This window comes from Streptomyces sp. NPDC104381 (assembly GCF_055583745.1).
This window is the reverse complement of sequence record NZ_JBVJNK010000001.1, coordinates 575,250-599,528: the sequence shown is the minus strand read 5'-3', so window position 1 is coordinate 599,528 and position 24,279 is coordinate 575,250. Positions and strand designations below refer to the sequence as shown.

The window sequence follows — 24,279 nt, the reverse complement described above, 5'->3', positions numbered from 1 at the left end:
CTAATACGACCCAGCGGGTGCCGGAACCCCTCCGTCACTCCGCCCCCGTGACAGCTCAGGACGGTGCACCCGTGCGTTTGCCCCATGACTCCGCCGCGGCGGGCCGAAGAACCGTGCGACGGCGTACGGTCCGGTTCGGCGCCCTGACCGCCGTGGTGACGCTCGCCGCGGTCCTCACCGGCTGCGGCGGCGGCACGGGAACCCGGGCCGCCGCGCCCACCGGTGGTGCGGCGAGCGCGTCCGCGGCGGCCGACGTCGTCGAGCCGCTGGCCGGGACGCCCGCGCCCCGGCTGCCCGTCACCGTGCGCTCGGCGGACGGTGAGGACGTCACCGTCACCTCCACGGACCGGATCGTGCCGCTGACCGGATCGCTCAGCGAGATCGTGTTCACGCTCGGCCTCGGTGAGCGGGTGGTGGCCCGGGACATCACCGCCACCTTCGAGCAGGCGGGGAAGCTCCCGGTCGTGACCCGCGCGCACGACGTCTCGGCCGAGAGCGTGCTCTCCCTGAAGCCGACGGTCGTCCTCGCGGACACCACGACGGGCCCCGCCGAGGCGATCGGCCAGATCCGCGACGCCGGGATCCCGCTCGTGGTCGTCGAACCCGCGAAGGAACTCGCCGATGTGGGACGCCGGATCGACACGGTGGCGGCGGCCCTGGGCGTGACCTCGGCGGGCGACGAGCTCAAGGCCCGTACGCAGTCGCGTATCGCCGCCGTGCAGAAGACGATTCCCGCGCGCCGGAAGAACGACGCGGGCGATGCGCCGCGCGTCGCCTTCCTCTACCTGCGCGGCTCGGCCTCCGTCTATCTGCTGGGCGGACGGGAGTCCGGGGCGAGTTCCCTGCTCGAAGCGGCGGGCGCCGTCGACGCGGGCAAGGCCTCGGGGCTGAGGAAGGACTTCACCGCCATCACCAGCGAGGCGCTCGCCGAGGCCGCCCCGGACGCGATCCTGGTCATGACCAAGGGCCTTGAATCCGTCGGCGGCGTCGACGGCCTGGTGAAGATCCCCGGAGTCGCCGAGACGCCCGCCGGGATGGACCGCCGGATCGTCTCGGTCGACGACGGGGTCCTGCTGAACTACGGGCCGCGCACCGACCGGGTGCTGGCCGAACTGGTGGAGCAGCTCTACCCGGACGGCGGGAAGGGCGAATGACGGCCACCCCCTACGACGCGCCCGCCACCGAGGCCGGGCCGGCTCGGGGTCGGCGCGGCAGGGCGTTCGTCCTCACCGTCTCCCTCGCCGCCGCGCTGCTCGTCGGCTGTCTGCTCTCCGCCGGGCTCGGCGCGTACGGCATCCCCCTCGGCGACGTCGTCTCCTCCGTCCAGCACCGGGCCGGACTCGGCGGGCAGGCGCTGGACCGGGTCGCCGAGAGCGTCCTGTGGAACGTACGGCTGCCGAGGGTCGTCCTCGCGCTGCTCGTCGGCTCCTCGCTGGGCTGCGCCGGCGCCCTGATGCAGGGCGTGTTCGGCAATCCGCTGGCCGAGCCCGGTGTGATCGGGATCTCCTCGGGTGCCGCCGTCGGCGCGGTCGCCTCGATCGCGCTCGGCCTGAACTTCTTCGGCAACTGGACCATCACCGTCTGCGCGTTCGTCTCCGGTCTCGCCACCGTCCTGCTGGTGTACGTGCTCTCGCGGTCCGGCGGTCGGACCGAGGTGGTGACGCTGATCCTCACCGGCATCGCCGTCAACGCCTTCGCGGGCGCCCTGATCGGCCTGTTCATCTTCTTCGCCGACAACGCGCAGATCACCCAGATCACGTTCTGGCAGCTCGGTTCGCTGTCCCAGGCGACCTGGCCGAAGGTGCTCGCCGTACTGCCGTGCGCGGCCCTGGGCCTCCTCGTCGCCCCCTTCCACGCGCGGAAGCTGGACCTGCTCGCGCTCGGCGAACGGCCCGCCCGCCATCTGGGAGTCGATGTCGAGCGGCTGCGGATCGTGCTCGTCCTCGTCGTGGCGCTGCTGACGGCGGCCGCGGTCGCCGTCGCCGGGATCATCTCCTTCGTGGGGCTGCTCGTGCCGCATCTGCTGCGGATGGCGAACGGCCCCGGGCACCGCTTCCTGGTGCCGGGCAGTGCGCTCGGGGGTGCGCTCGTGCTGGTGGCGGGCGATCTCGCGGCGCGCACCGTCGCCGATCCCGCCGAGCTTCCGCTCGGGGTGCTGACCGCCCTCTTCGGCAGCCCGTTCTTCTTCTGGCTGCTGCGCAGGACCCGTCGTAGGCAAGGTGGTTGGGCGTGAACCCGTTCAAGTCGCTTCTCGCGTCCCGGGGCCGTGAGCTGCCCTCCCCGGTGCCGGCCGGCTCCCCCGCCGCCGAGGTCGCCGGCATCGGTGTCCGGCTGGGGCAGCGGCAGGTCCTCGACTCCGTGGAGCTGACGGTCCGGGCGGGCGAGGTGCTGGCCCTCGTCGGACCGAACGGGGCGGGGAAGTCGACGCTGCTGGCGGCGCTCGCCGCGGACCTGCCCGTGGACGGCGGAGAGGTACGCGTCGACGGCCGGCCGGTGTCCGGCTGGTCCGCCGCCGAACTGGCGCTGCGCCGGGCCGTCCTGCCGCAGTCCGCCGCGCTCGCCTTCCCGTTCCCGGTCGAGGAGGTCGTCCGCATGGGACGGGCGCCCTGGGCGGGGACGGCCCGGGAGGACGAGGACGACGCTGCGGTCGCCGCGGCGATGGCGGCGACGGAGGTGACAGAGTTCGCCGCCCGCCCGTTCTCCGCGCTGTCCGGCGGGGAGCGCGCCCGGGTCGCCCTGGCCCGGGTGCTGGCGCAGCGCGCCCCGCTGCTGCTCCTGGACGAGCCGACGGCCGCGCTGGATCTGCGCCATCAGGAGCTGGTGCTGCGGATCTGCCGTGAGCGGGCCGCCGCCGGTGACGCGGTGGTCGTGGTGCTGCACGACCTGGGTCTCGCGGCGGCGTACGCGGACCGGGCGGTGGTGCTGCACGGCGGGCGGGTCGCGGTGGCCGGGCCGCCGGCCGAGGTGTTCACGGACGCGCTGCTCGGCGAGGTGTACCGGCAGCCGGTCGAGGTGTTCCCGCACCCGCGGACCGGGGTGCCGCTCGTCGTTCCGCACCGGGTCCCCTGATCCTGCAGGCCCTCCTCATGTCACGGTTGGGCGCTGGATCTCATCCCCTCGCTCGCGCCGCCCGCCGCCCCGGTAGGGTTCAGGCGGTCAGTGCCAACGACGGATCAGAAGGCGCAGAAGGCAACGGATGACAAGGCTGGGTCGACTGGCGGCGGGACTCGCGACGGCGACGGTGCTGAGCGTGACGGCGAGCGGCTGCGTGACGGTGCACGGCGAACTGGAAGTCGTGCCGGGAGCGACGGAGTCCGAGGCGGCGAAGGCCCTGGAGGACTTCACCGTCGCGTACAACAAGGCGGACAAGGCGTACGATCCGGCGCTCGACGAGGACCGGGTGACCGGTTCGCTCGGCGCGATCAACCAGGCCGGTCTGACCGCGCGGCGGAAGAACAGCCCGGAGGGCAACGCCCAGCACAAGCCGCTGGAGCTGACCGACGCCTCGTACGCCATCCCCAAGAAGGCGGGCTGGCCGCGCTGGTTCCTCGCGGACACCGACTCCAACCGCGACCAGGACGGCGGGAAGCAGGACACCCGCTGGCTGCTGACGTTCGTCCGTACCGGGCCGGACGCGCCGTGGAAGGTCTCCTACCTGGCGGTGGCGTCCCCGTCCGAGATCCCCAAGTTCCGCAAGGACGCCGACGGCTACGCGGAGCCCGTGCCCTCCGCCGGCACGGACGCCGTGCTGGCCACCGCGCCGGGTGAGCTGAGCACGACGTACACGGACTACCTCACGGACGGCGCGCCGGACGTCTTCGCTCCGGGGTCGATGACCTCGGGCTGGCGGGACGCGCGGAAGAACGTCCGCAGGGCGGGCTTCTCCTACCAGTACGTCGACCAGGCCCTGGACTCCGGGACGTTCGCACCGCTGGGGCTGACGACGGAGGACGGCGGGGCGCTGGTCTTCTTCAGCAGCAAGCACTTCGAGCGGCAGACGGCGGCGCAGGGACTGCGGCCGACGGTCACCGCGGACGTGGAGGCGCTGCTGACCGGCGAGGTGAAGAGCACCCTCACCAAGGAGCGGGTCTCCAGCCAGCTGGTCTACGTGCCGAAGAAGGCCGCGGGGGACGCGGGGGGCACGGACGGCAAGGTGCGCGTGCTGAACCGGCTGCCCGGTCTGGTCGCGGCGCAGGGGTCCTGACCGCCCCCGTCAGCCGGGCGGCGGGCCGCCCTCGGCCCAGCGGGTGAGCCGTTCGGCGAAGTCGGCGACGAGGCCCCGGAGTTCGTCCGGGGTCTCGATGACGAAGGGCCGGTCCAGCGAGGCGAGTGCGGCGGGCAGCCAGTCGAGCCGCTCCACGCGCAGCCCGACGCGGCACCACCGCCCGTCCCCGGGGCCGTCGCCGTCGCCCGGTGACGGCAGCTCCTCCACCAGCGCGACGCCGGGTGGGAGCCGGGTGTGGATGTGCCCGGCCGTGGCCTGGACGCGCAGGGTCACCTCATGGCGGTACGGGGCGGTGGCCAGCCCGGTCAGGACGCGCGTCGCCGGGTCGGGACCTGCGGGCGGTTCGAACGAGCCGGGCAGGGTCCGCACGCCCGTGACGCGGTCCAGCCGGAACGTGCGGTCCTCGCCGGCCGTGAGGTCCACGGCCGTCATGTACCACGTGCCCGAGCGGGCGACGAGTCCGTGCGGGTGGACCGTGCGCTCGCTGCGGCGGCCGTCCGCCGAGGTGTAGCGGAACGAGAGGGGCCGGTGGCGGTTGACCGCGTCGGCGACGGGAAGCAGGACCGCTGCTTCCGGGGCGGTCTCCTCGCCACCGCGCCGAGCCCCGATGCCGCCGGGCGGGGTCGTGAAGGCGAGGGTGTCGAGCACGGCGTCGAGCGCGAGGCGCAGCCGCTCGGGCAGGACCCGCCGGATCTTGGCCGTCGCCGTGTCGCCCGCCGTGCCGGTGGCGGTCGTGAGGCCGGCCCGGCGGCCCGCGATCAGGCCGAGGAGGACGGCGAGCGCCTCGTCGTCGTCGAGCATGAGCGGGGGCATGCGGTGGCCGGGGGCGATCCGGTAGCCGCCGTACCGTCCGCGCACCGACTCGACGGGCACGTCGAGGTCGAGGAGGTGGCCGATGTAGTGCCGCACGGTGCGTTCGTCGACGCCGAGCCGGCCGGCGAGTTCGGCGGCGGTCCGCAGGCCGCCCGACTGCAGGAGCTCCAGCAGGGTGAGTACGCGGGCGAGGGGACGGGACATGCCGAGAAGTCTCCCGCACATACCGGGCGGGTTCCGTCCGGTATGGGTCGTAGCGTGCGGAGGGAAGCAGCGAACGACCGGGAGCACACCATGAACTTCGTCTCTGTCCGCGTCATCACCGGCGACGTCGCCCGGCTCGTCGGGTTCTACGAGCGGGTCACCGGCGTGGCCGCCGCCTGGTCCACCGAGGACTTCGCCGAGATCGCGACGGCCTCGGGCACCCTCGCGATCGGCAGCACCCGCACGGTCCCCCTGTTCGCGCCGGGCTCGGCGCGCCCGGCGGACAACCGCAGCGTGATCCTGGAGTTCCTGGTGGACGACGTGGACCGGGTGCACAGGAACCTGACCGGGTTCGTGGCGGACTTCGTCAACGAGCCCACGACGATGCCCTGGGGCAACCGGTCGCTCCTGTTCCGCGACCCCGACGGCAACCTCGTCAACTTCTTCACGCCCGTCACGCCCGCGGCCGTCGAGAAGTTCACCCGTAGTGGCCCGGCGTGAGGGGGCAGGGGTGAAGGCCCGGTCAGCGGCTCAGCGGCTCATCGGCCAGGCGACGGCGTCGTGGTCGAGGTCGCTCGCGTCGGCCGTGTCCGCGTACTGCGCGCAGGCGTCGGTGAGCGTCTCCAGCAGGGTCAGCGGATCGGGGAGCGGGTTCTCCGGTCCGCGGATCCAGTGCACGTCCAGCTCACCGGGGAGCCGGGCCGGGGGCAGCAGGACATAGCTGCCGCGGCAGTGCCAGCGGAGTCCCGGATGCTCGTCCATGGTCTCGGGGTGGCAGTCCAGCTCGCAGGGCCACCACTCGTCCTCGTCGTCCGGGGTGCCGCGGGTGGCGGTGAAGAAGAGCATCCGGTCGGTGCCGGACTGGGCCACCGGGCCGACGTCGATGCCTGCCGCGAGGAGCCGCTCCAGGGCGGCGCGTCCGGCGCTGAGGGGCACGTCGAGGACGTCGTGGATCATGCCCGTCGCGGTGATGAAGTTGGCCAGCGGCTGGTTGGCCGCCCAGCGCTCGATCTGCGCGCGGTCCGTCGTGGACTGCGTCTGCCAGGCGAACGAGACCGGGTGCCGCGCGGGCGTCGGACAGCCGATGCGTTCGCACGAACATCGGTAGCCGGACGGATGCGCCGCGGGCGAGATGGGCATTCCTGCCTCGGCGACGGCCAGGAGCAGCTCCAGCCGTGCCGCGTCGTCGGCCTCCGGCTGCGGTTTGGGCCGCCTGCGCAGCCACTGGGAAATCCTGCCCTCTGTGCCGCGATAGCGGCCGGAATCGGCGCCCATCTATCCCCTCACCTCAGCGGTTACCTCTCCATGGTCGCACCATCCTGCTCCTCGGGTGGCAGGAGTTCCGAAGCGGGGTGCCCGGACGGTCGCGCCGGGGGCGGCACACTCGTGCGGAATGTCATGGAATGCACCCCCGGGCTCATGGCTCGACCAGGATCCCCCGCAGGGTGAGGTCGACGACCTGGTCCGCGTACGCGTGGGTGAGCGGATGCGTCCTGAGCAGCCAGCGGTGGGTCAGCGGGGCGATCAGGAGCTCCAGCGCGATCCGTGGATCGATGTCCGCGCGCACCTGGCCGGCCTCCTGGGCCGCCCGCAGGCGTGTGACGTACAACTGGAGCTGCGGTTCGAGCAGATTTTCGACGAATTGGGCGCCGAGTGCGGGGTCGATGATCCCCTCGGCGGCCAGGGCCCGGGTGGGTGCCGCGCTCACGGGGTCGTTCAGCCCGTCGACCGTGGTCCGCAGGACCAGCTTGAGGTCGGCCGCCAGATCACCGGTGTCGGGGATGCCGTACGCACCGTCCTCGCCGACCTCGCCCACCCCTTCCGAGCGGCGGGCGCCCTCGTCGAGGAACGCCTCCAGGAGTACGGCCGCCTTCGACGGCCACCAGCGGTAGATCGTCTGCTTGCCGACGCCGGCCCGGGCGGCGATACCCTCGATCGTCGTCCGCGCGTACCCCACCTCGCCGACGAGTGCGAGCGCGGCGTCACAGATCGCGCGGCGGGAGCGGTCGCTGCGACGGCTGGAGTCGGGGGACTTCTGAGCTGCCATCCGGCCATCCTAGGGCCTGACGGTCCGATACGTATCGTCTTGCTGAGGACGGCCACCCGGGCGGACCCCCGCCGGGCCGCCCCCCGGGCCCCGCGCGAACCACCCGAACGGATCACAGCGCGACGGCCCGGCGCGGCGCACCATGAACTCACGCGCACACCCCGCGCGTGTCCCACCGTTCCGCGGCCACGGCCGCCGTTCGCGAGGAGCCTGCATTGACCCGTGACGCCACCCCCCGTCGCTACCTGATGTGCGCCCCGGCCCACTTCGAGGTCACCTACTCCATCAACCCGTGGATGGATCCGTCGAAGCCCGTGGATCTGCCCCTGGCCCGGACCCAGTGGGAGGATCTGCGCGACCGCTACCGGGCCCTCGGCCACACCGTGGAGCTCCTCGTCCCCCGCCCCGACCTGCCCGACATGGTGTTCGCCGCCAACGGGGCCACGGTGATCGACGGCAAGGTGCTCGGGGCCCTGTTCGCCTACCGGGAGCGGTACGCGGAGGCCGAGGCGCACCGGGAGTGGTTCCGGGACAACGGCTTCACCGAGATCCATGAACCGGCCCATGTCAACGAGGGCGAGGGCGACTTCGCCGTGACCGCCTCGTACCTGCTGGCCGGGCGGGGCTTCCGCTCCAGCCCGCTCTCCCACGACGAGGCCCAGGAGTTCTTCGGGCGCCCGGTGATCGGCCTCGACCTGGTGGACCCGCGCTACTACCACCTGGACACGGCGCTGTGCGTGCTCGACGAGGCGGCGGACGAGATCATGTACTACCCCGGGGCGTTCTCACCGGGCAGCAGGTCCGTGCTGGCCCGGCTCTTCCCCGACGCGCTGCTGGCCGAGGAGGCGGACGCCGCCGCGCTGGGTCTCAACGCGGTCAGCGACGGGCGCCATGTGCTGCTCCCGCAGGCGGCCGTGGGGCTCTTCGACCCGCTGCGGGACCGGGGCTTCGACCCGGTCCCGATGGATCTGGGCGAGCTGCTCAAGGGCGGCGGCAGCGTGAAGTGCTGCACCCAGGAGCTGCGGCCCCGGAACACGCCCTAGTCACCGTCCGGCGGCGGCCAGGCGTCGCCCCACGCGGTGTCCCGGGCGGCACGGTAGAGCGTGCCGTGCCGCTTGGTGACCGTGGCGCGGCGCAGGCCCTCGTCCCGGGTGCAGAGCTCCAGCAGCACCTGCCCCTTGCGGATCTGCGGCCTGCGGGTGACCCGGGCGGCGGCGGGCCCGGTGGCGAACCGGGTCGCCACGACGTAGCTGAACTTCTCGTCCTCGTGGCTGAGCGAGCCGCCCTTGACCTGGCGGTGCAGGGAGGAGCGGCTGACCCGCGCCGAGAAGTGGCACCAGTCCGTGCCGCGCTCGATGGGGCACGCCTCGTCGTGCGGGCAGGGCGCGGCGACGCTCAGCCCCGCGGCGATCAGCCGGTCACGGGCCTCGATGACACGGTCGTAGCCGTCGGGGGTGCCGGGTTCCACGATCACGACGGCCTGCGCGGCCGACGCCGCCGCGTCCACGACGGCGGCCCGGTCCGCGGGGGTGAGCTCCTTGAGCACGTACGAGACGGTCACCAGGTCCGCGGGCGCCGGGGCCGGGGACACACCGATCCGCGCCCGCTCCCAGGCGGCCTCCCGCAGCGCGGGGATGCCGGATGTCTCGGCCAGCTCACGGCCGAGCGCGAGGGCCGGCTCGGACCAGTCCAGGACCGTCGTCCGCGTCCCGTCCCAGGCCCCGGCGACCGCCCAGCTCGCCGCGCCCGTACCGCCCCCGATGTCGGTGTGGGTGGCGGGAGCCCAGTCCGGAGCGGCCTCGCGGAGTGCGGCGAGGCAGGACCGTACGGCCTCGAACGTCGCGGGCATCCGGTAGGCGGCGTACGCGGCGACGTCCGAGCGGTTCCGCAGGATCGGGGCGTCGGTGGGGGTGGTCCCGCGGTAGCTGGCGATCAGCCGGTCGACGGCCTGCGCGGCCTGCGTCGGGGGCAGCCCGTCGAGCAGGGCGGCCAGCGCGGCACGCAGGGCTTCCGCGGTGGGGAGGGAGGCGTTCACCGCCGAATTGTAGGCGCAGCGGGACCCGCCCCCGCAGTCCGGTGCTCCGGTACGGAACCGGGACAGAACGGCTGCACCACCGAACTGCTCGCCGGGGCGCGTCCGTTGCTACGCTGACCGACGCCGCGTCGGGGACCGCCCAGGGGCCGGACGGGTCGGGGGGGACCATGGGACACGGGGGGACCATGCGACAGAGGATCGTACGTCTGGCTCTGGTGGGCGGGGTGCTCGTCCTCGCCCTGCTGCTGTTGCTCGCCACCTGTGGGGGCGGCGGCAAGGACGGCGGGGAGGACGACGAGCCGAAGAAGCCGGTGAAGAAGAGCACCGGCCCCGCGACACGGCTGAACGTACCGCCGGAGTACACGACGGAGCGCGGCTGGGAGATCGTCGACGCCGGGCCCGACTACGCGCTCTCGCACACGACGGGCCGGCTGGCCTATCTGGTGCGGGCCCCCGACCGGCGCTACCGGCTGCGGACCCTCGACACGGAGACCGGCCGCGCCGGGTGGAGCGGTGAGGCCTGGCGGCCACCCGACCCGGCGGACTTCCCGAAGCTGCTCACCGTCGCCAAGGACGACCGGCAGTTCTTCGTGACCTGGTCGTACGGGAAGACCGGCGACGGGCCCGCGCCGACGGGGACCTTCGTCTCCCTCGACGTGTACGACGTGGTGGACGGGGAACGCCGGCGGGTCGAGGTGCCGTGGTCCGGTGCACCGACCGTCACGGCGACGGGGCCGGGCATCCTGATCAGCGACGCCCGGGCGAACAGCGCGGTGGTGGATCCGGTCAGCGGCAAGGTGTCGGAGATCGCCGCGTCCGCGCTGTCGTATCCGGCGGGGTGCACGGCCTGCAAGCAGCTCACCGAGGTGCGCGGGCAGACGGCGAAGGGCCTGCTGCTGAGCGGGGCGCGCGAATTCTGGGTGCGCGGCGGCTGGTTCAGCAGGAGGACCGCGCCGAAGGGCGCGAACCCGGCGACCGGGGTGCCGACCTCCGTGGCACCGGGGCTGATCCTCGCGAAGTGGCAGCTCGCCAAGGGGGCGAAGCGGGCCGCGACCCACCAGATGTGGGCGGTCCACGACGCGGTGAGCGGGAAGCCGGTGGCCTCGGTGGAGTGCCACACCCCGGCCATAGAGCCGGGACGCTACCCGCGGGCCGTCGTCTCCCCCTCGGCCACCTACCTGGTCGCGGGGAACCTGGCCTTCGACCTCAAGGCGAAGAAGGGGCTCTGCTTCGAGGACGAGAGCGGTGCGGCGGCGCTGACGTTCGCGTCGGTGACGGACGGGGGCAGTGCCTACGGGGCGACGAACGCGCGTGACGCGGACGAGGCGCTGGAGGGCGACGGGGTCAACCCGGTCACGATGAGCTTCACGACCTGGGACGTCGAGGAACTGCCCCCGAACACCCGGCTGCCGGAGGCGGAGGCCTCCGGCATCGGACTGTTCCGCTCGACGGACCGCAAGGACCGGCTGCACCTGCTGGGCTATCCACGGGTGGGCTGACCGGCCGACGGGGCGGCCCGGCCGGTCCTCACCGGCCGGGCCGCTCCCCGCTCACCCGGTGAGCTGATCCCGCGCGGGGCCCCTGTTCCGCCACGGCCTGCACAGCAGCAGGAAGCACGTCATGGCGGACAGGGCGCAGACCACCTGCACCACGGCCATCGGCACGGCGGTCTTCTCCCCGGCGATCCCGACCAGGGGCGAGGCCACGGCGCCGATCAGGAACTGGGAGGTCCCCAGCAGCGCGGAGGCCGAGCCGGCCGCGTGCCTGGTCCGCATCAGCGCCTGGGTGTTGGTGTTGGGCATCGCGAGGCCCATCGCGGACATGAGCACGAACAGCCCGGCGGCCACCGGCACGAGTCCGACCTCGCCGAACACCCCGGAGGTCATCAGCAGCAGCGCGACCGCGGCGACGGTGATGACGGCGAGGCCGAAGCCGAGCGCCTTGTCGAGGCTGACGCGTCCGACGAGCAGCTTGCCGTTGATCTGGCCGACGGCGATCAGCCCGATGGAGTTGATCCCGAAGAGCAGGCTGAAGGTCTGCGGGGACGCCCCGTAGATCTCCTGGACGACGAACGGGGAGGCGCTCACATAGGCGAAGAGCGCGGCGAAGGCGAGACTGCCCGCGATCATGTAGCCCGTGAACACCCGGTCGGCCAGCAGTCCGCGCATGGTGCGCAGGGCGTCACCGACACCACCGGTGTGCCGGTCCGCCTCCGGGAGCGTCTCGTGGAGCCACTTCCAGACGACGAAGGTGAGCAGCACCCCGACCAGGGTGAGGACGACGAAGATGCCGCGCCAGTCGGTGAACTGGAGCACCTGGCCGCCGATCACCGGCGCGACGACGGGAGCCACTCCCGAGATCAGCATCAGGGTCGAGAAGAACCGGGCCATCTCGTCGCCGTCGTAGAGGTCACGTACGACGGCGCGGGAGATCACGATGCCGGCGGCTCCCGCCAGGCCCTGGAGGAGGCGGAAGCCGATGAGGAGTTCCGCGGTGGGGGCGACCGCGCAGATCGCGGTCGCGAGGACGTAGACGACCATGCCGAGGAGCAGCGGCGTGCGCCGGCCCCAGCGGTCGCTCATGGGTCCGACGACGAGCTGGCCGAGCGCCATGCCGGTCAGGCAGGCCGTCAGGGTGAGCTGGACCGTCGCGGCCGGGGAGTGCAGCGCGTCGGTGACCTCCGGGAGTGCCGGGAGGTACATGTCCATCGAGAGGGGCGGCAGTGCGGTGAGCCCGCCCAGCACGAGGGTGACCAGGAGTCCGGCCCGTCGTGCGGTGGTCGTGGAGGCGGCCGGGAGTCCCGGCGCGGTGGTGGTGGAAATGGCCGGGACACCCGCAGCGGTGGGGGTGGCGGTGGCCTGGGCGGCGGTTGCGGCGCCCTCGTTGCTCGTCGGTATGTGTACGTCTTCTTGCTGGGCCCGGCTCACGCCGTTGTCCGGCATCCTCGTCTCCGCTTCGTTGAATCCGCATCTATGCTCTCAGGTCAGTCGGAGTGGTCGATACCTTTTTGCGTGGGAGCGGGCGGGCATGAGCGGGACTGTGCGTTGGGGTGTACTGGCGACGGGCGGCATAGCCGCGACCTTCACCGGGGACCTGCTGGCGATGGAGGACTCCGGGGCCGAGGTCGTGGCGGTCGCGTCCCGTTCCGAGGCCTCCGCGCGGGCGTTCGCCGAGCGGTTCGGGATCGGGCGGGCGTACGGCAGCTGGGCGGAGCTCGTCGCCGACGACACCGTCGACGTCGTGTACGTGGCCACCCCGCACTCCGCGCACCGGGAGGCCGCCGGGCTCGCCCTGGAGGCCGGCAAGCACGTGCTGTGCGAGAAGGCGTTCACGCTGAACGAGCGGGAGGCGCGGGAGCTGGTGGATCTGGCCCGGGAGCGCGGGCTGTTCCTGATGGAAGCCATGTGGACGTACTGCAATCCGCTCATCCGCCGGATGACCGAGCTGGTGCGGGACGGCGCGATCGGTGAGATCCGCACGGTGCAGGCCGACTTCGGCTTCGCGGGCTCCTTCGGGGCCGAGCACCGGCTGCGCGACCCCGCGCTGGGCGGCGGCGCGCTGCTGGACCTCGGGGTCTACCCGGTGTCGTTCGCACAGCTGCTGCTGGGTGAGCCGGACCGGGTGCGGGCGGACGCGCTGCTGTCCCCGGAGGGCGTCGACCTGAACACCGGGATGCTGCTGGGCTGGGACTCCGGCGCCACGGCGCTGCTGAGCTGTTCGATCGTCGGGGATCTGCCGACCGTCGCGTCGGTGACGGGCACGGCGGGCCGGATCGACTTCCCGCAGGGCTTCTTCCACCCGGAGCACTTCGTCCTGCACCGGCCGGGCCGGGAGCCCGAGAAGGTCGTCACGGGGCCGGGCCCGCAGGGACTTTCCGGCATGCAGTACGAGGCGGCCGAGGTGACGCGCGCCCTGCGGGCCGGCGAGAAGGAGTCCCCGCTGGTGCCGCTGGAGGGATCGCTCGCCGTGATGCGGACGCTCGACGCGGTACGTGACCGGGTCGGCGTCCGCTATCCGGCGGACGACCGCTCCTGACCTCCGCCGGGCCGGGGCGGGGTCACGCCGGGGTGAGTCCCGGGTTTCCCGCCTCGGTGACGAAGGAGCCGGCGGTGGCGACCGGCGCACCGGGCGTGGTGACCGCGGGCACGGTGCGGAAGTCGGCCCGCGCCTGCCGGTCGCCGAGGGTGACGAGGGCGTAGCCGCGGCGGCCGTTGTAGAACTTCATGTGCGGGTTGGCCCGGGTCAGGTTGTCCCAGTTGGCCGGCTTCTCGGAGCCGTCCTTGCCGCTGGCGATCGAGGTGGCGACGACCTCCGTGCCGACGGTCCGGGAGGCCGGGTCGTCGAAGTCCTTCTTGAGGTCGAAGCCGTAGCCGACGTGCACGTCGCCGGTGAGGACCATGAGGTTCTCGATCCCGGCGGCCTCGGCGCCGTCCATGACGCGCTGCCGGGAGGCGGGGTAGCCGTCCCAGGAGTCCATGGACAGCTTGTAGGCGTCGCCCGGCACGTCGCGCCGCTGGGCGAAGGTGACCTGCTGCGGGACGACGTTCCACCGGGCGTCCGAGGCCTTCCAGCCGTCGATCAGCCAGCGCTCCTGCGCGGCGCCCGTCATGGTGCGCGACGGGTCCTCGGACTCGGGCCCGGGGACCTTCCAGCCGTCGCCGTAGGCCTGGTTGCTGCGGTACTGGCGGGTGTCGAGGATGTCGAACTGGGCGAGCCGGCCGAAGCGCAGCCGGCGGTAGAGCCGCATGTCGGGGCCGGTGGGGCGCTGCGGGGCGCGCAGCGGCTGGTTCTCCCAGTACGCGCGGTAGGCGGCGGCCCTGCGCAGCAGGAACTCCTCCGGGGGCACGCTGTTCTCCGGGGTGTCGCCCGCGTAGTTGTTCTCGGTCTCGTGGTCGTCCCAGGTGACGACGAAGGGGTGCGCGGCGTGGGCGGCGCGCAGGTCCGGGTCGGACTTGTAGAGGCCGTACCGCATGCGGTAGTCCTCCAGCGTGAGCGTCTCCCGGTTGAAGTGGTCCGGCAGGACGCGGTCGGTGTAGGCGCGGGCGCCGCCGGTGGCGGAGACGGCGTACTCGTAGAGGTAGTCGCCGAGGTGGAAGACCACGTCGACGTCCTCGTCCGCGAGGTGCTGGTAGGCGGTGAAGTAGCCGTCGTGGTACGCCTGGCAGGAGACCGCGGCCAGGGCCAGGGAGCTGTTCCGGGCGTTCCGGGCGGGGGCGGTGCGGGTGCGGCCGGTGGGGCTGGTCCAGCTGCCGGCGCGGAAGCGGTAGTAGAAGCTCCGGCCGGAGTCGAGGCCGTCCACGTCCACATGCACGCTGTGCCCGAACTCCGGGTGGGCGGTGGCGGATCCGCGCCGGACGATCCGCCGGAAGCGCTCGTCCCGGGCGATCTCCCAGCGGACCTCGACGCGCCGGGCGGGCAGCCCGCCGTCGGCCTCGTAGGGGCGGGGCGCGAGTCTCGTCCACAGGAGCACGGACGAGGGCAGCGGGTCCCCGGACGCCACCCCGAGGGTGAAGGGGTCCTCGGTGATCTTCCGGGCGTCGAGCTCGGCGGCGGCGGCCGTACCGGCTCCGGGCAGGCCGACCGTGAAGGCCAGTGCGGCGGCGGCGCCGGTGACCGTGAGGAACCGGCGCCGGCCGACGCCGGAGCCGAGCCGCCTCGCGGCGAGGCGCAGCTCGGCGGAATGGCCGGGCCGGCCTGGCGTCCTGCTGATCTGTGCGGGTGTCATATGCCCCTCCCCTGCCGGATGTTGTCAGAGGCATTGGAGTGCGGGGCGACGACTTTCCGTCGGCGCGTACACCACATCCGTATGGCGGTGCGATGAGCACCGGGTGCCGGCCGCCGCGAAACCTCCCGTACGCTGCCGGGCCATGAACGCTGAGCAGAGAATCGCTGTCGTCACAGGTGCCGGATCGGGGATCGGCAGGGCCGTCGCACTCACCCTCACGGGTGCGGGCTGGACGGTGGTCCTGGCGGGCCGGCGCGCCGGGGCGCTGGAGGAGACGGCCGCGGCGGCCGGGCCGGGCGCCACGGTGTGCCTGCCCACCGATGTGAGCGACCCGGACTCGGTGGCCGCGCTCTTCGCCTCCGTACGGGAACGTCTCGGCCGGCTGGACCTGCTGTTCAACAACGCGGGGACGTTCGGGCCCGGGGCGACGCCCGTCGAGGACCTCGCGTACGAGGACTGGCGGACGGTGGTGGACGTCAATCTGACGGGGGCGTTCCTGTGCGCGCAGGCGGCGTACCGCCTGATGAAGGAGCAGGACCCGCAGGGCGGCCGGATCATCAACAACGGCTCCGTCTCGGCCCATGCGCCGCGCCCGCACTCCCTCGCCTACACGGCGACGAAGCACGCGGTGACCGGCCTGACGAAGTCGCTGTCGCTGGACGGGCGTCCGTACCGGATCGCCTGCGGGCAGATCGACATCGGCAACGCGGCGACCGACATGACGGAACGCATGAGTACGGGGATCCTCCAGGCCGACGGCAAGCTGGCCGCCGAGCCGGTCATGGCGGCGGACGACGTGGCGCGGACGGTCCTGCACATGGCGGAGCTGCCGCTGGAGGCCAATGTGCAGTTCGCGACGGTGATGGCGACCGCCATGCCGTACATCGGCCGAGGCTGATCCACTTCGCCCCACGCTTGCCCGGAACGCACCGGAACTCGCCCCCGGATGACGGAATTTGCGAGTTTTCCGCGATGCGTCCGGGCAAGCGCGTGCTGCCCGTATGCTACTCACCTTCACCGGATGTACACAGAAGGACCACACAGCATGCGCATACGCACCGCCGCGCCCCTCGCCCTGGCCGCCGCCACCGCACTGGCCGGCTCGCTCCTCGCCTCGGTCCCGGCCTCCGCGGCCTCCCACCAGGGCGGGCTGCACCTCGGCAAGATCCAGTACGACAGCCCCGGCAAGGACACCCGGACGAACGCGTCCCTGGTCGCCGAGTACGTGGACATCCACAACAACGGCAAGTCCAAGCTCCAGCTCAAGGGCTACAAGCTGAAGGACAACACCGGCTACACGTACACCTTCCCGAGCTTCAGCGTGGCCGCCGGGAAGACGGTCCGGGTCCACACCGGCAAGGGCCGGAACTCCGCGGCCCACGTGTACTGGAACAGCGGCTCGTACGTCTGGAACAACACCGGCGACAAGGCGCGGCTGATCAAGCCGAGCGGCGCGCTCCTGGACTCCTGCTCCTGGGGCAAGGGCACCGGCGTGAAGGTCTGCCACTGACCGCAGTGAAAGAGGCCGCCGCGGCCGGGGGGTCCGTGGAAGCGGCCCGGGGTGGTGGTCCGGGGGTCAGGACCCGGACCACCACCCCGCGAACACATCGGCGCGAACACATCGGCGGGCGCGGCCGGGAATGCGCGGTGACGCCTCCGGGTTGACCTGCGACATGAACGCACACGCCGGCTCCGAGGTCCTCCGTTACACCGCCTTCTCCACCGACCCCGAGGGGGGCAACCCGGCGGGCGTCGTGCTGGACGCCTCCGGCCTCGACGACGCGGCGATGCTCGCCGTCGCGGCGGAGCTGGGGTACAGCGAGTCGGCGTTCCTCACCGCACCGGACGGCCGGGGCGGGCACACGGTCCGCTACTTCAGCCCGAAGGCCGAGGTCCCCTTCTGCGGCCATGCCACGGTGGCCGCCGCCCTCGCGCTCGCCGAGCGGGACGGCCCGGGCGACCTGGTGTTCTCCACCCCCGCCGGAGCGGTCCCGGTCACCGTCGTACGCGAGGACGGCGAGCTGCGCGCCACCCTCACCAGCGTCGAACCGCACATCGAGGACGCCGCCGCCGAGGACGTGACGGAGGCGCTGGCCGCCCTGGACTGGCCGGCCGCCGATCTGGACCCGGCGCTGCCGCCCCGCATCGCCTACGCGGGCGCCCGGCACCTGGTGCTGGCCGCCGCGACGCGGGAACGGCTGGCGGACCTCTCGTACGACTTCGCCCGGCTGGAAGCCCTCATGCGCCGGCTCGACCTGACGACCGTCCAGCTGGTGTGGCGGGAGTCGGCCACGGTCTTCCACGTCCGCGACCCGTTCCCGGTCGGCGGCGTCGTCGAGGACCCGGTGACGGGCGCGGCGGCCGCGGCCTTCGGGGCGTACGCGCGCGAGCTCGGCCTCGTCCCGCACGAGGCGGTCCTCACGCTGTACCAGGGCGCCGACATGGGGCGGCCCGGCACCCTCACCGTCGGGCTGCGGGAGGGCGACGCGCGGATCAGGGTGACCGGCACGGGGACCCGTATCGGCTGAGGGGACGCGGAGGCCGGGCCGCCGCGCCGGTCACGGCGCGAGCAGGGCGGCCACCTCCTCCAGCTGTGCGGGTCGCAGCGGGCCGTGGGTGAGGGCCGCCGCGTTCTCCTCCGCCTGGGCGACCGTACGGAAGCCGGGGATCGGCACCGTCCGCCCGCTGCGGGCCCACAGCCAGCCGAGGGCTCCCTGGGCGAGCGTGCGGCCGTCGGCGGTCAGCACCTCGCGGACGGCCTCGACCCGGGCCGCCCAGTGCCGCGCCGGGACCCCGCCCTGCTCGTACCAGCTCAGCCAGGCGGGCGGGGTGGACCGGATGTCGCCAGCGGCGGCCCGCCGGCCGGGATCGCGGGCACCGGTGAGGAGACCCATCGCCAGCGGGCTCCGGATGACGCTGACCAGGTCACGCTCCTCACTGAGGGCCAGCATCCCGGGGGCGTCCTCCAGCACGTTGCAGGCGTGCTGGACGGCCGCGCAGTGCTCACCTTCGGCGAAGAGCGCGGCGCGCTCCGGGTCGTCGGTGCTCCACCCGTAGGCCCTGATCAGCCCCTCGGCCACGAACTCCTCGCAGGCGTCGCGCAGTTCGGCAGCCTCGGCGAGCGGGGTGTCACCGATGTGGAGCTGGTAGAGGTCGATCCGGTCGGTCCCCAGCCTGCGCAGCGAGGCGGTGAGTGCCTCACGGGCGTACGCGGGGGTCGTGTCGGCCCCGTCCATGGTGCGGGTCCGCTCGTCGAACAGGTTGCCCCACTTGGTGGCGACGACGACCTCGTCGCGCCGGCCCGCGAGCGCCCTGCCCAGCACCCGTTCGCTGTGCCCGGCCCCGTACACGTCCGCCGTGTCGAAGAACGTGACGCCGAGGTCGAGGGCCCGGCGGACCGCGGCCACCGACTCGTCGTCGTCGACCTTCCCCCAGCCGAGCGGGCTGCCGTCGGGGGCCGACCACTCCCCGCCGATGGCCCAGCACCCGAAGCCGAGCGCGCCGGCCTCGAAACCGCCGCGGCCCCGCGTCCCCTTCCGTCGATCCCGTCGATCCCGTCGATCCTGTCGATCCATGTCTGTCCGCATGGGCGCAGAAGCTACGAGTTGGAGTGCACGAGAAGGCAAACGCGTGCGGCCTCAGTCCACGTACACGCCCGCCCGCGCGGCCACCGCCGCCGCCTCGGCCGCGCGGTCGGCGACCGTCTCGTCGAGGGGGTCGCCGCTGGCGAGCAGCCGGTAGTAGAGGGGGGCCGAAACGGCGCGGATCACCTCGCGGGCATCGGTCCCCGGGGGCAGGTCGCCCCGGGCGACCGCCGCGTCGACGCACCCCGCCCACTCCTCGATGCGGACCGCGTAGAAGCGGTGCAGTGCCTCGGCCGTCCGGGCGTCGCACGTCGCCGCCGCGACGACCGCGGTGAAGAGGGGGCCCTGGCGCGGGTCGGTCAGGGTCCGCACCACCAGCCGTGCGTTGGACCGCAGGTCCTCGTCCAGCGACCCGGTGTCCGTGCGGGGGACGGACTGCTCCGCCATCTCCGTCAGCAGGTCGGCGACGAGCCCCGCCGCGGTGGACCAGCGCCGGTAGACCGTGGTCTTGCCGACCTCGGCGCGGCGGGCGACATCGGCGAGATCGAGCCCGTCGAAGCCCTGCTCGACGAGCGCGTCACCGGCGGCGCGCAGCACCGCCTCCCGCACCCGGGCCGTGCGCCCGCCGGGCCGGACCGTCCCCGGCTCGACGTCCACCGCGTCCCCTGCCGCTGACTCCATCGGTGTCTCCCGTTCCGCCGACCGCTCCTGTCCTGCCACGACAGCGCATTTTAACGGAACCATGGGGCCGTTAGCCTGTCCCGGGGGCGTTGTCAGGCCGGTCGGGCGGCTGGGCGTCCGCCGGGCGGGGCGGTGGGTGAGTCGGGCCCGGGTCGCGGGGCGCGGGCGCGGCAGGATGACCGGTATGGCACAACCGCTGACCGTCCCCAGCATGACCGCCGGAGCCGACTTCGTCCTGCGCCCCTGGGAGATGAGCGATCTGCCCCTCGTCCGCGAGGCGGCCCAGGACGACTACATCCCGCTGGTCACCACGATCCCCTCGACGTACTCCGACGAGGCGGCCGAGGCGTATGTCAGGCGCCAGTGGGAGCGGGCGGAGCACGGGAAGGGCTATCCGTTCGTCATCGCGCGCACCAGGGACCGGCGGCCGGTCGGCTCCATCGGGCTCTGGCTGGCGGACGCGGCCGCGGGCCGCGCGACACTCGGCTACTGGATGACGACCCCGGGCCGTGGCCAGGGCGTCGCGGGGGCGGCCCTGCGCACGGTCACCACCTGGGCCCTGCACGAGCTGCGCATCCCCCGGGTGCAGCTCCTCGTCGAGCCGTGGAACACCGCCTCGGTACGGACCGCCGAGAGCGCCGGCTACCGGTGCGAGGGCCTGCTGCGCGGCTGGCAGGAGATCGCCGGGCGGCGCCGGGACATGCTGATGTACGCGCAGCTGAACGGCGACCGGCCTTCCGATGACCAGGCCCCCACGGGCGCCTGAACAGCAGACGTTACGATCGCGGGCACCGCGGTGGTGCCGCGGTGCCCGATCCGCCGAAATCCCCCGGGAGCCGAGCCTTGTCCGAACCACGCATCGGCGTATCCGTCGTGACCATGGGAGACCGCCCGCAGCAGGTCGAGGCGCTGCTGGCGTCGGTGGCCATGCAGGATGTGCGCCCCGCCCGGGTGGTCGTCGTCGGCAACGGCTCGCGGCTCCCCGACTACGGCTCCTTCCCCGGCCTGGAGGACCTGGCCGGCGGCGTCACCGTGCTCGAACTCGACGAGAACCTCGGCTGCCCCGGCGGCCGCAACGAGGCCCTGGACGCGCTCGCCGGATTCGGTGACGTGGACGTGGTGATCGAGCTGGACGACGACGGGCTCCTGGTGGACAAGGACGTCTTCCGCACGGTCCGGGAGCTGTACGCCGCCGACCCCGCCCTGGGCATCGTCGGCTTCCGCATCGCCGACGAGCACGGCGAGACGCAGCGCAGGCACGTCCCGCGCCTGCGTGCCAAGGACCCGATGCGCCCCGGCCCGGTCACCGCCTTCCTCGGCGGCGGCCACGCGCTGTCCATGAGGATGCTCGCCGAGACCGGGCCCTGGCCGGCCGAGTTCTTCTTCACGCACGAGGAGACGGACCTGTCCTGGCGGGCCCTGGACGCGGGCTGGAAGATCCTCTACGAGCCCGGCCTGCTGCTCCAGCACCCCAAGACGTCCCCGGCCAGGCACGCGGTCTACTACCGCATGACCGCGCGCAACCGCGTCTGGCTGGCGCGCCGCCACCTGCCCCTGCCCCTCGTCCCCGCCTACCTCGGCACCTGGATCCTGCTCACCGCCGCCCGGACCCGCTCGGCGTCCGGCCTGCGCGCCTGGGCGGCGGGCTTCGCCGAGGGGGTGCGCACCGAGTGCGGCACACGGAAGCCGATGCGCTGGCGCACGGTGTGGCGGATGACACGGCTGGGCCGCCCGCCGGTCATCTGAACGCTCAGGCGGGTACGCCGGTCCCGTCAGGCCGCCGTCCACCGGTACAGCACGTCCGGCTCCTTCTCCTCGTTGCGGGCGCCGTCGTCGTACGCCTCGGCGACGAAGCCGTGCCGCTCGTAGAAGGCGCGCGCGGCGGAGTTGCGACGGAAGGTGTACAGGCTCAGCTCTCCGCCCGAGGCCTCCTTCACCCGCTCCAGCAGCAGCGTGCCGATGCCCCGCCGCCGGGCGTCGGGGCGCAGATAGAGCTGGTCCAGCTCGTCCCCGTCCAGGGAGGCGAAGCCGAGCAGCTCCCGCGCGTCCTCGGCCACCCATGTCCTGCTGCCGGGCAGCAGGACATGGGTGATCCAGGCGAGGGTGTCCGCGTCGCTGTGCACCCGCGGCAGATACGGCAGCGCGGCGGCCCGCGAGGCGAGGTAGACCCGGGTGACCTCCTCCGCGTCCCCGGCGGTCGCCGCCCGCAGCCGTACGGATGTGTCCTGAGCCATGCCGTCGCTCCCCCTTCACCGCTGAACGCCCAGGTATACCAAGGCCGTCCGCCGGTCCCGCGCCCGGGAACACGCGGAACGGGAGGGCGCGCGGCTCCCCCGCCGGGCCGGGGCGGGCGTTGCATAATGCGGCCCTGAGGCACCACCGACCGCCCACCTGAGGAGCCCGACCATGGCTTTGACCCGTACGGAGCGCGAGCTGTTCCTGGCCGAACCGCACATCGCCGCACTCGCGGTGGACGCACCGGAGGAGGGGCGGGCCCCGCTCACCGTGCCGATCTGGTACCAGTACGCGCCCGGCGGCGACCTGTGGGTCATGACGGGCCGCGACTCCCGCAAGGGGACCGCCATCGCCGGTGCCGGCCGCTTCAGCATCATGGTCGAGCGCGTCTCGCCGACCATCCGCTACGTCTCCGTCGAGGGCCCGGTCGTCGCCACGCTCCCCGCCACCCGCGAGCAGCTGGTGGAGATGTCGTCGCGCTACCTCCCGGCCGAGAAGGTCGCGGGTTACGTCGACTTCGCCTGGAAGGAACACGGCGAGCAGGTCGTCATCCACATGCGCCCCCAGCGCTGGCTCAGCTCGGACCTGGGCCAGGTCTGACCCGGGGTCGGACCGCTGGGCCCCGGCGGCTACGCTCGCCCTCCCACCCGGCCACGACCCCAGGGAGCAGAGAGTGCGCGACGCCGCCGTCACCGCGGAGGGTGACCGGATCCGCTGGGCCGAACTGCCCGGCCGGGAGCCCACCCGTGTCTATGTGCACGGGCTCGGGGCCACCTCGCCCGCGTACTTCGCCGCGACCGCCGCTCACCCCGCTCTCGCCGGCCACCGTTCGCTGCTGGTCGACCTGATGGGGCACGGCATCAGCGACCGGCCGACGGGTTTCGACTACACCCTGGAATCGCACGCCGACGCCCTGGCCGCCGCGCTCGGCGCGGCCGGGGTCAGCGGCGCCGAGGTGATCGCGCACAGCATGGGAGGCTCGGTCGCCCTCGTCCTGGCGTCCCGCCATCCGCACCTGGTCTCCCGTCTGGTCCTGGCCGACGCCAACCTCGACCCGATCACGCCCGCGCTCGGTGCGCCGGGCAGCGGGGGGATCGCGGCGTACACGGAGCAGGAGTTCCTCCGGGGCGGCTGGGAGCAGGTGCGGGACCGTGCCGGAGCCCACTGGTGGGCGACGATGCGCCTGGCGGGCCGGGAGGCCCTCCACCGCAGCGCGGTCCACCTCACCCGTGGGAGCTCCCCCATGATGCGTGAGCTGCTGCTGGGCCTGACCATCCCCCGGACCTTCCTCTTCCCCGAGGCCGACGGCCCGCTCACGGGGGCCGGGGAGCTCCGGCGCGCGGGCGTCACCGTGGTGCCGGTCCCCGACTGCGGCCACAACATCATGCTGGACAACCCCGAGGCGTTCGCCCGGGTCACCGCGGCGGCCCTGAGCGGCTGACGGCACCTCGGGCCGGATTCCCGTTCCGGATCCGCTTCCGGTTCCGGTCCGGTCGACGATGCCGAACGGGTGGTTCCGGAAGATCTCCTCCGGGCGGATCTTGTTGCATAGATCGTTTAGGGTCTGGGCAGCATCAGGGCGCACATGATGAGCCGTCAATTTCGGACTCAAAACGCGCACTTCGAGTCAATGGGCGTCAATTCTGATCGCCCTGTCACGGGGCGGGGGCCTGTGAATCGCCGCACGAAAGGACGCCAATGCCGCAGGACGTCACATTCGACCTCCCCTTCGAGACCCCGGTCAGCCCGCACCTCGCGTACGCACGGGAGCACCACCTGCGCTGGGTGTGGGAGATGGGCCTGGTGCGCAGCCAGGCCGGGTTCGAGGAATACCAGTCCTGGGACCTGCCCCAGGCGGCGGCGCGGACGTATCCGTACGCCTCCGCCGAGGACATGGTCGTCCTGATGAACTGGTTCTCGCTGGCCTTCCTCTTCGACGACCAGTTCGACTCCGGAAGCCCCGACCGCGCGGACCGCATAGCGGAGGTCGCGCGGGAGCTGATAGCCACGCCGCTGCGCCCGGCCGGGACGGCCCCGCGCGTGGTCTGCCCGATCACCGTGGCCTGGGCTCAGGTGTGGGCCCATCTCTCGGATGGCATGTCCCTGACCTGGCGGACGCGCTTCGCCGCCTCCTGGGGCCGTTTCCTCGTGGCGCACACCGAGGAGGTCGACCTGGCGGCCGAGGGCCGCGCCGGGACGCTCGGCACCGAGGAGTACGCCGAGTTCCGCCGCCGCACCGTGGGCATCCACCACAGCATCGACGCGGGTGAGCGCAGCCGCGGCTTCGAGGTCCCGGCGCAGGTGCAGGCCCACCCGCTGATGGTCAGGATGCGGGACCTGGCCGCGGACACCATCGGGTTCATGAACGACATCCACTCCTTCGAGCGCGAGAAGCGCCGGGGCGACGGCCACAACCTCATCGCCGTCCTGCACCGGGAGCGCGGCTGCACCTGGGAGGAGGCCGCCGCCGAGGCGTACCGGATGACGACGGTGTGCCTCGACGAGTACCTGGCGCTGGAGGCGCGCGTTCCGGCGATGTGCGAGGAGCTCGGCCTCGGCGCCGAGCAGCGGGACCAGGTCCGGCTGGGCGTGGAGGCCATCCAGCACTGGATCGGCGGGAACTACGAGTGGGCGCTGACCTCGGGCCGTTACGCCGCCGCGAAGGAGGGCCCGGCCGCCACCGCCGAGCTCGCGGGCCGGGGATCGCTGGACGACCTGCTCGCCGTCTGA

General features: G+C 73.1%; 25 protein-coding genes. 16 read left to right on the top strand and 9 right to left on the bottom strand.

Annotated elements, in window-relative coordinates; genetic code table 11:
• The first annotated feature begins 71 nt into the window (after positions 1-71).
• The 4 genes from ACZ607_RS02690 (at position 72) to ACZ607_RS02675 (ending at position 4,204) form a co-directional block, all read left to right on the top strand.
• On the top strand, positions 72-1,154 hold the full coding sequence (locus tag ACZ607_RS02690) for a heme/hemin ABC transporter substrate-binding protein (protein WP_469730995.1): 1,083 nt from the start codon (positions 72-74) through the stop codon (positions 1,152-1,154).
• The gene (locus ACZ607_RS02685) at positions 1,151-2,233 is read left to right on the top strand and encodes a FecCD family ABC transporter permease (RefSeq protein WP_469730993.1); all 1,083 of its coding nucleotides are present in this window, start codon (positions 1,151-1,153) and stop codon (positions 2,231-2,233) included. The genes ACZ607_RS02690 and ACZ607_RS02685 overlap by 4 nt, the downstream gene beginning before the upstream one ends.
• Positions 2,230-3,069 (top strand): heme ABC transporter ATP-binding protein, encoded by an 840-nt coding sequence (locus ACZ607_RS02680; RefSeq protein ID WP_469730991.1) that lies wholly within the window; start codon positions 2,230-2,232, stop codon positions 3,067-3,069. Before ACZ607_RS02685 ends, ACZ607_RS02680 begins: the two co-directional genes overlap by 4 nt.
• A 127-nt stretch (positions 3,070-3,196) precedes the next feature.
• Positions 3,197-4,204, top strand: a complete 1,008-nt coding sequence (locus ACZ607_RS02675; RefSeq protein ID WP_469730989.1) for an SCO2278 family lipoprotein — start codon at positions 3,197-3,199, stop codon at positions 4,202-4,204.
• 9 nt (positions 4,205-4,213) lie between these two features.
• Here the strand turns inward: ACZ607_RS02675 and ACZ607_RS02670 are convergent, their stop codons facing one another.
• Positions 4,214-5,242, bottom strand: a complete 1,029-nt coding sequence (locus ACZ607_RS02670) for a helix-turn-helix transcriptional regulator (RefSeq protein WP_469730988.1) — start codon at positions 5,240-5,242, stop codon at positions 4,214-4,216.
• A 90-nt stretch (positions 5,243-5,332) separates the two neighbouring features.
• Here ACZ607_RS02670 and ACZ607_RS02665 point away from each other — a divergent pair, with 90 nt between their 5' ends.
• Complete coding sequence (locus ACZ607_RS02665) at positions 5,333-5,743, top strand: VOC family protein (RefSeq protein WP_469730986.1); 411 nt, start codon at positions 5,333-5,335, stop codon at positions 5,741-5,743.
• A 30-nt stretch (positions 5,744-5,773) separates the two neighbouring features.
• On the opposite strand, the gene ACZ607_RS02660 is transcribed toward ACZ607_RS02665, so the two are convergent.
• A complete protein-coding gene (locus ACZ607_RS02660; protein ID WP_469730985.1) occupies positions 5,774-6,517 on the bottom strand; it encodes a bifunctional DNA primase/polymerase in 744 nt (247 codons plus the stop codon).
• A gap of 142 nt (positions 6,518-6,659) precedes the next feature.
• Positions 6,660-7,289, bottom strand: coding sequence for a TetR/AcrR family transcriptional regulator (locus ACZ607_RS02655; protein ID WP_469730984.1), 630 nt, complete (start codon positions 7,287-7,289; stop codon positions 6,660-6,662).
• Between the two features lie 167 nt (positions 7,290-7,456).
• Here ACZ607_RS02655 and ddaH point away from each other — a divergent pair, with 167 nt between their 5' ends.
• Positions 7,457-8,332, top strand: a complete 876-nt coding sequence (gene ddaH, locus ACZ607_RS02650; protein WP_469730983.1) for a dimethylargininase — start codon at positions 7,457-7,459, stop codon at positions 8,330-8,332.
• On the opposite strand, the gene ACZ607_RS02645 is transcribed toward ddaH, so the two are convergent.
• On the bottom strand, positions 8,329-9,324 hold the full coding sequence (locus ACZ607_RS02645; RefSeq protein ID WP_469730981.1) for a small ribosomal subunit Rsm22 family protein: 996 nt from the start codon (positions 9,322-9,324) through the stop codon (positions 8,329-8,331). The genes ddaH and ACZ607_RS02645 overlap by 4 nt on opposite strands.
• A gap of 185 nt (positions 9,325-9,509) precedes the next feature.
• Here ACZ607_RS02645 and ACZ607_RS02640 point away from each other — a divergent pair, with 185 nt between their 5' ends.
• A complete protein-coding gene (locus ACZ607_RS02640) occupies positions 9,510-10,823 on the top strand; it encodes a hypothetical protein (protein WP_469730979.1) in 1,314 nt (437 codons plus the stop codon).
• 51 nt (positions 10,824-10,874) lie between these two features.
• Here the strand turns inward: ACZ607_RS02640 and ACZ607_RS02635 are convergent, their stop codons facing one another.
• The gene (locus tag ACZ607_RS02635) at positions 10,875-12,266 is read right to left on the bottom strand and encodes a Bcr/CflA family multidrug efflux MFS transporter (protein ID WP_469730977.1); all 1,392 of its coding nucleotides are present in this window, start codon (positions 12,264-12,266) and stop codon (positions 10,875-10,877) included.
• 85 nt (positions 12,267-12,351) lie between these two features.
• Here ACZ607_RS02635 and ACZ607_RS02630 point away from each other — a divergent pair, with 85 nt between their 5' ends.
• Positions 12,352-13,359: a Gfo/Idh/MocA family protein gene (locus ACZ607_RS02630; RefSeq protein ID WP_469730975.1), complete on the top strand. Its 1,008-nt coding sequence runs from the start codon at positions 12,352-12,354 to the stop codon at positions 13,357-13,359.
• A gap of 22 nt (positions 13,360-13,381) precedes the next feature.
• Here ACZ607_RS02630 and ACZ607_RS02625 read toward each other — a convergent pair whose 3' ends face one another.
• On the bottom strand, positions 13,382-15,049 hold the full coding sequence (locus ACZ607_RS02625; RefSeq protein ID WP_469730973.1) for an alkaline phosphatase D family protein: 1,668 nt from the start codon (positions 15,047-15,049) through the stop codon (positions 13,382-13,384).
• Positions 15,050-15,191: 142 nt separating this feature from the next.
• On the opposite strand from ACZ607_RS02625, the gene ACZ607_RS02620 reads away from it, so the two are divergent.
• The 3 genes from ACZ607_RS02620 to ACZ607_RS02610 all read left to right on the top strand — a co-directional run bounded on the left by ACZ607_RS02620 (position 15,192) and on the right by ACZ607_RS02610 (position 17,577).
• Positions 15,192-15,947: an SDR family oxidoreductase gene (locus tag ACZ607_RS02620; protein ID WP_469730971.1), complete on the top strand. Its 756-nt coding sequence runs from the start codon at positions 15,192-15,194 to the stop codon at positions 15,945-15,947.
• A 147-nt stretch (positions 15,948-16,094) separates the two neighbouring features.
• Positions 16,095-16,559: a lamin tail domain-containing protein gene (locus tag ACZ607_RS02615; RefSeq protein ID WP_469730968.1), complete on the top strand. Its 465-nt coding sequence runs from the start codon at positions 16,095-16,097 to the stop codon at positions 16,557-16,559.
• Positions 16,560-16,722: 163 nt separating this feature from the next.
• The gene (locus ACZ607_RS02610) at positions 16,723-17,577 is read left to right on the top strand and encodes a PhzF family phenazine biosynthesis protein (protein WP_469730966.1); all 855 of its coding nucleotides are present in this window, start codon (positions 16,723-16,725) and stop codon (positions 17,575-17,577) included.
• A gap of 30 nt (positions 17,578-17,607) precedes the next feature.
• Here ACZ607_RS02610 and ACZ607_RS02605 read toward each other — a convergent pair whose 3' ends face one another.
• A complete protein-coding gene (locus ACZ607_RS02605; protein ID WP_469730964.1) occupies positions 17,608-18,624 on the bottom strand; it encodes an aldo/keto reductase in 1,017 nt (338 codons plus the stop codon).
• Positions 18,625-18,687: 63 nt separating this feature from the next.
• Positions 18,688-19,314 carry a TetR/AcrR family transcriptional regulator gene (locus ACZ607_RS02600; protein ID WP_469731839.1) on the bottom strand — a complete coding sequence of 209 codons (627 nt, stop codon included), beginning with the start codon at positions 19,312-19,314 and terminating at the stop codon, positions 18,688-18,690.
• A 184-nt stretch (positions 19,315-19,498) separates the two neighbouring features.
• Between ACZ607_RS02600 and ACZ607_RS02595 the strand changes: the two genes are divergently transcribed.
• Entirely contained in the window at positions 19,499-20,080 is a 582-nt protein-coding gene (locus ACZ607_RS02595) for a GNAT family N-acetyltransferase (protein WP_469730962.1), read from the top strand.
• A 77-nt stretch (positions 20,081-20,157) separates the two neighbouring features.
• Entirely contained in the window at positions 20,158-21,060 is a 903-nt protein-coding gene (locus tag ACZ607_RS02590; RefSeq protein ID WP_469730960.1) for a glycosyltransferase family 2 protein, read from the top strand.
• 26 nt (positions 21,061-21,086) lie between these two features.
• Here the strand turns inward: ACZ607_RS02590 and ACZ607_RS02585 are convergent, their stop codons facing one another.
• Complete coding sequence (locus tag ACZ607_RS02585) at positions 21,087-21,548, bottom strand: GNAT family N-acetyltransferase (protein WP_469730958.1); 462 nt, start codon at positions 21,546-21,548, stop codon at positions 21,087-21,089.
• Positions 21,549-21,720: 172 nt separating this feature from the next.
• On the opposite strand from ACZ607_RS02585, the gene ACZ607_RS02580 reads away from it, so the two are divergent.
• The 3 genes from ACZ607_RS02580 (at position 21,721) to ACZ607_RS02570 (ending at position 24,279) form a co-directional block, all read left to right on the top strand.
• The gene (locus tag ACZ607_RS02580) at positions 21,721-22,149 is read left to right on the top strand and encodes a pyridoxamine 5'-phosphate oxidase family protein (protein ID WP_469730956.1); all 429 of its coding nucleotides are present in this window, start codon (positions 21,721-21,723) and stop codon (positions 22,147-22,149) included.
• A 73-nt stretch (positions 22,150-22,222) separates the two neighbouring features.
• The gene (locus tag ACZ607_RS02575) at positions 22,223-22,990 is read left to right on the top strand and encodes an alpha/beta fold hydrolase (protein WP_469730954.1); all 768 of its coding nucleotides are present in this window, start codon (positions 22,223-22,225) and stop codon (positions 22,988-22,990) included.
• Between the two features lie 257 nt (positions 22,991-23,247).
• Positions 23,248-24,279: a 7-epi-alpha-eudesmol synthase gene (locus tag ACZ607_RS02570; RefSeq protein ID WP_469730952.1), complete on the top strand. Its 1,032-nt coding sequence runs from the start codon at positions 23,248-23,250 to the stop codon at positions 24,277-24,279.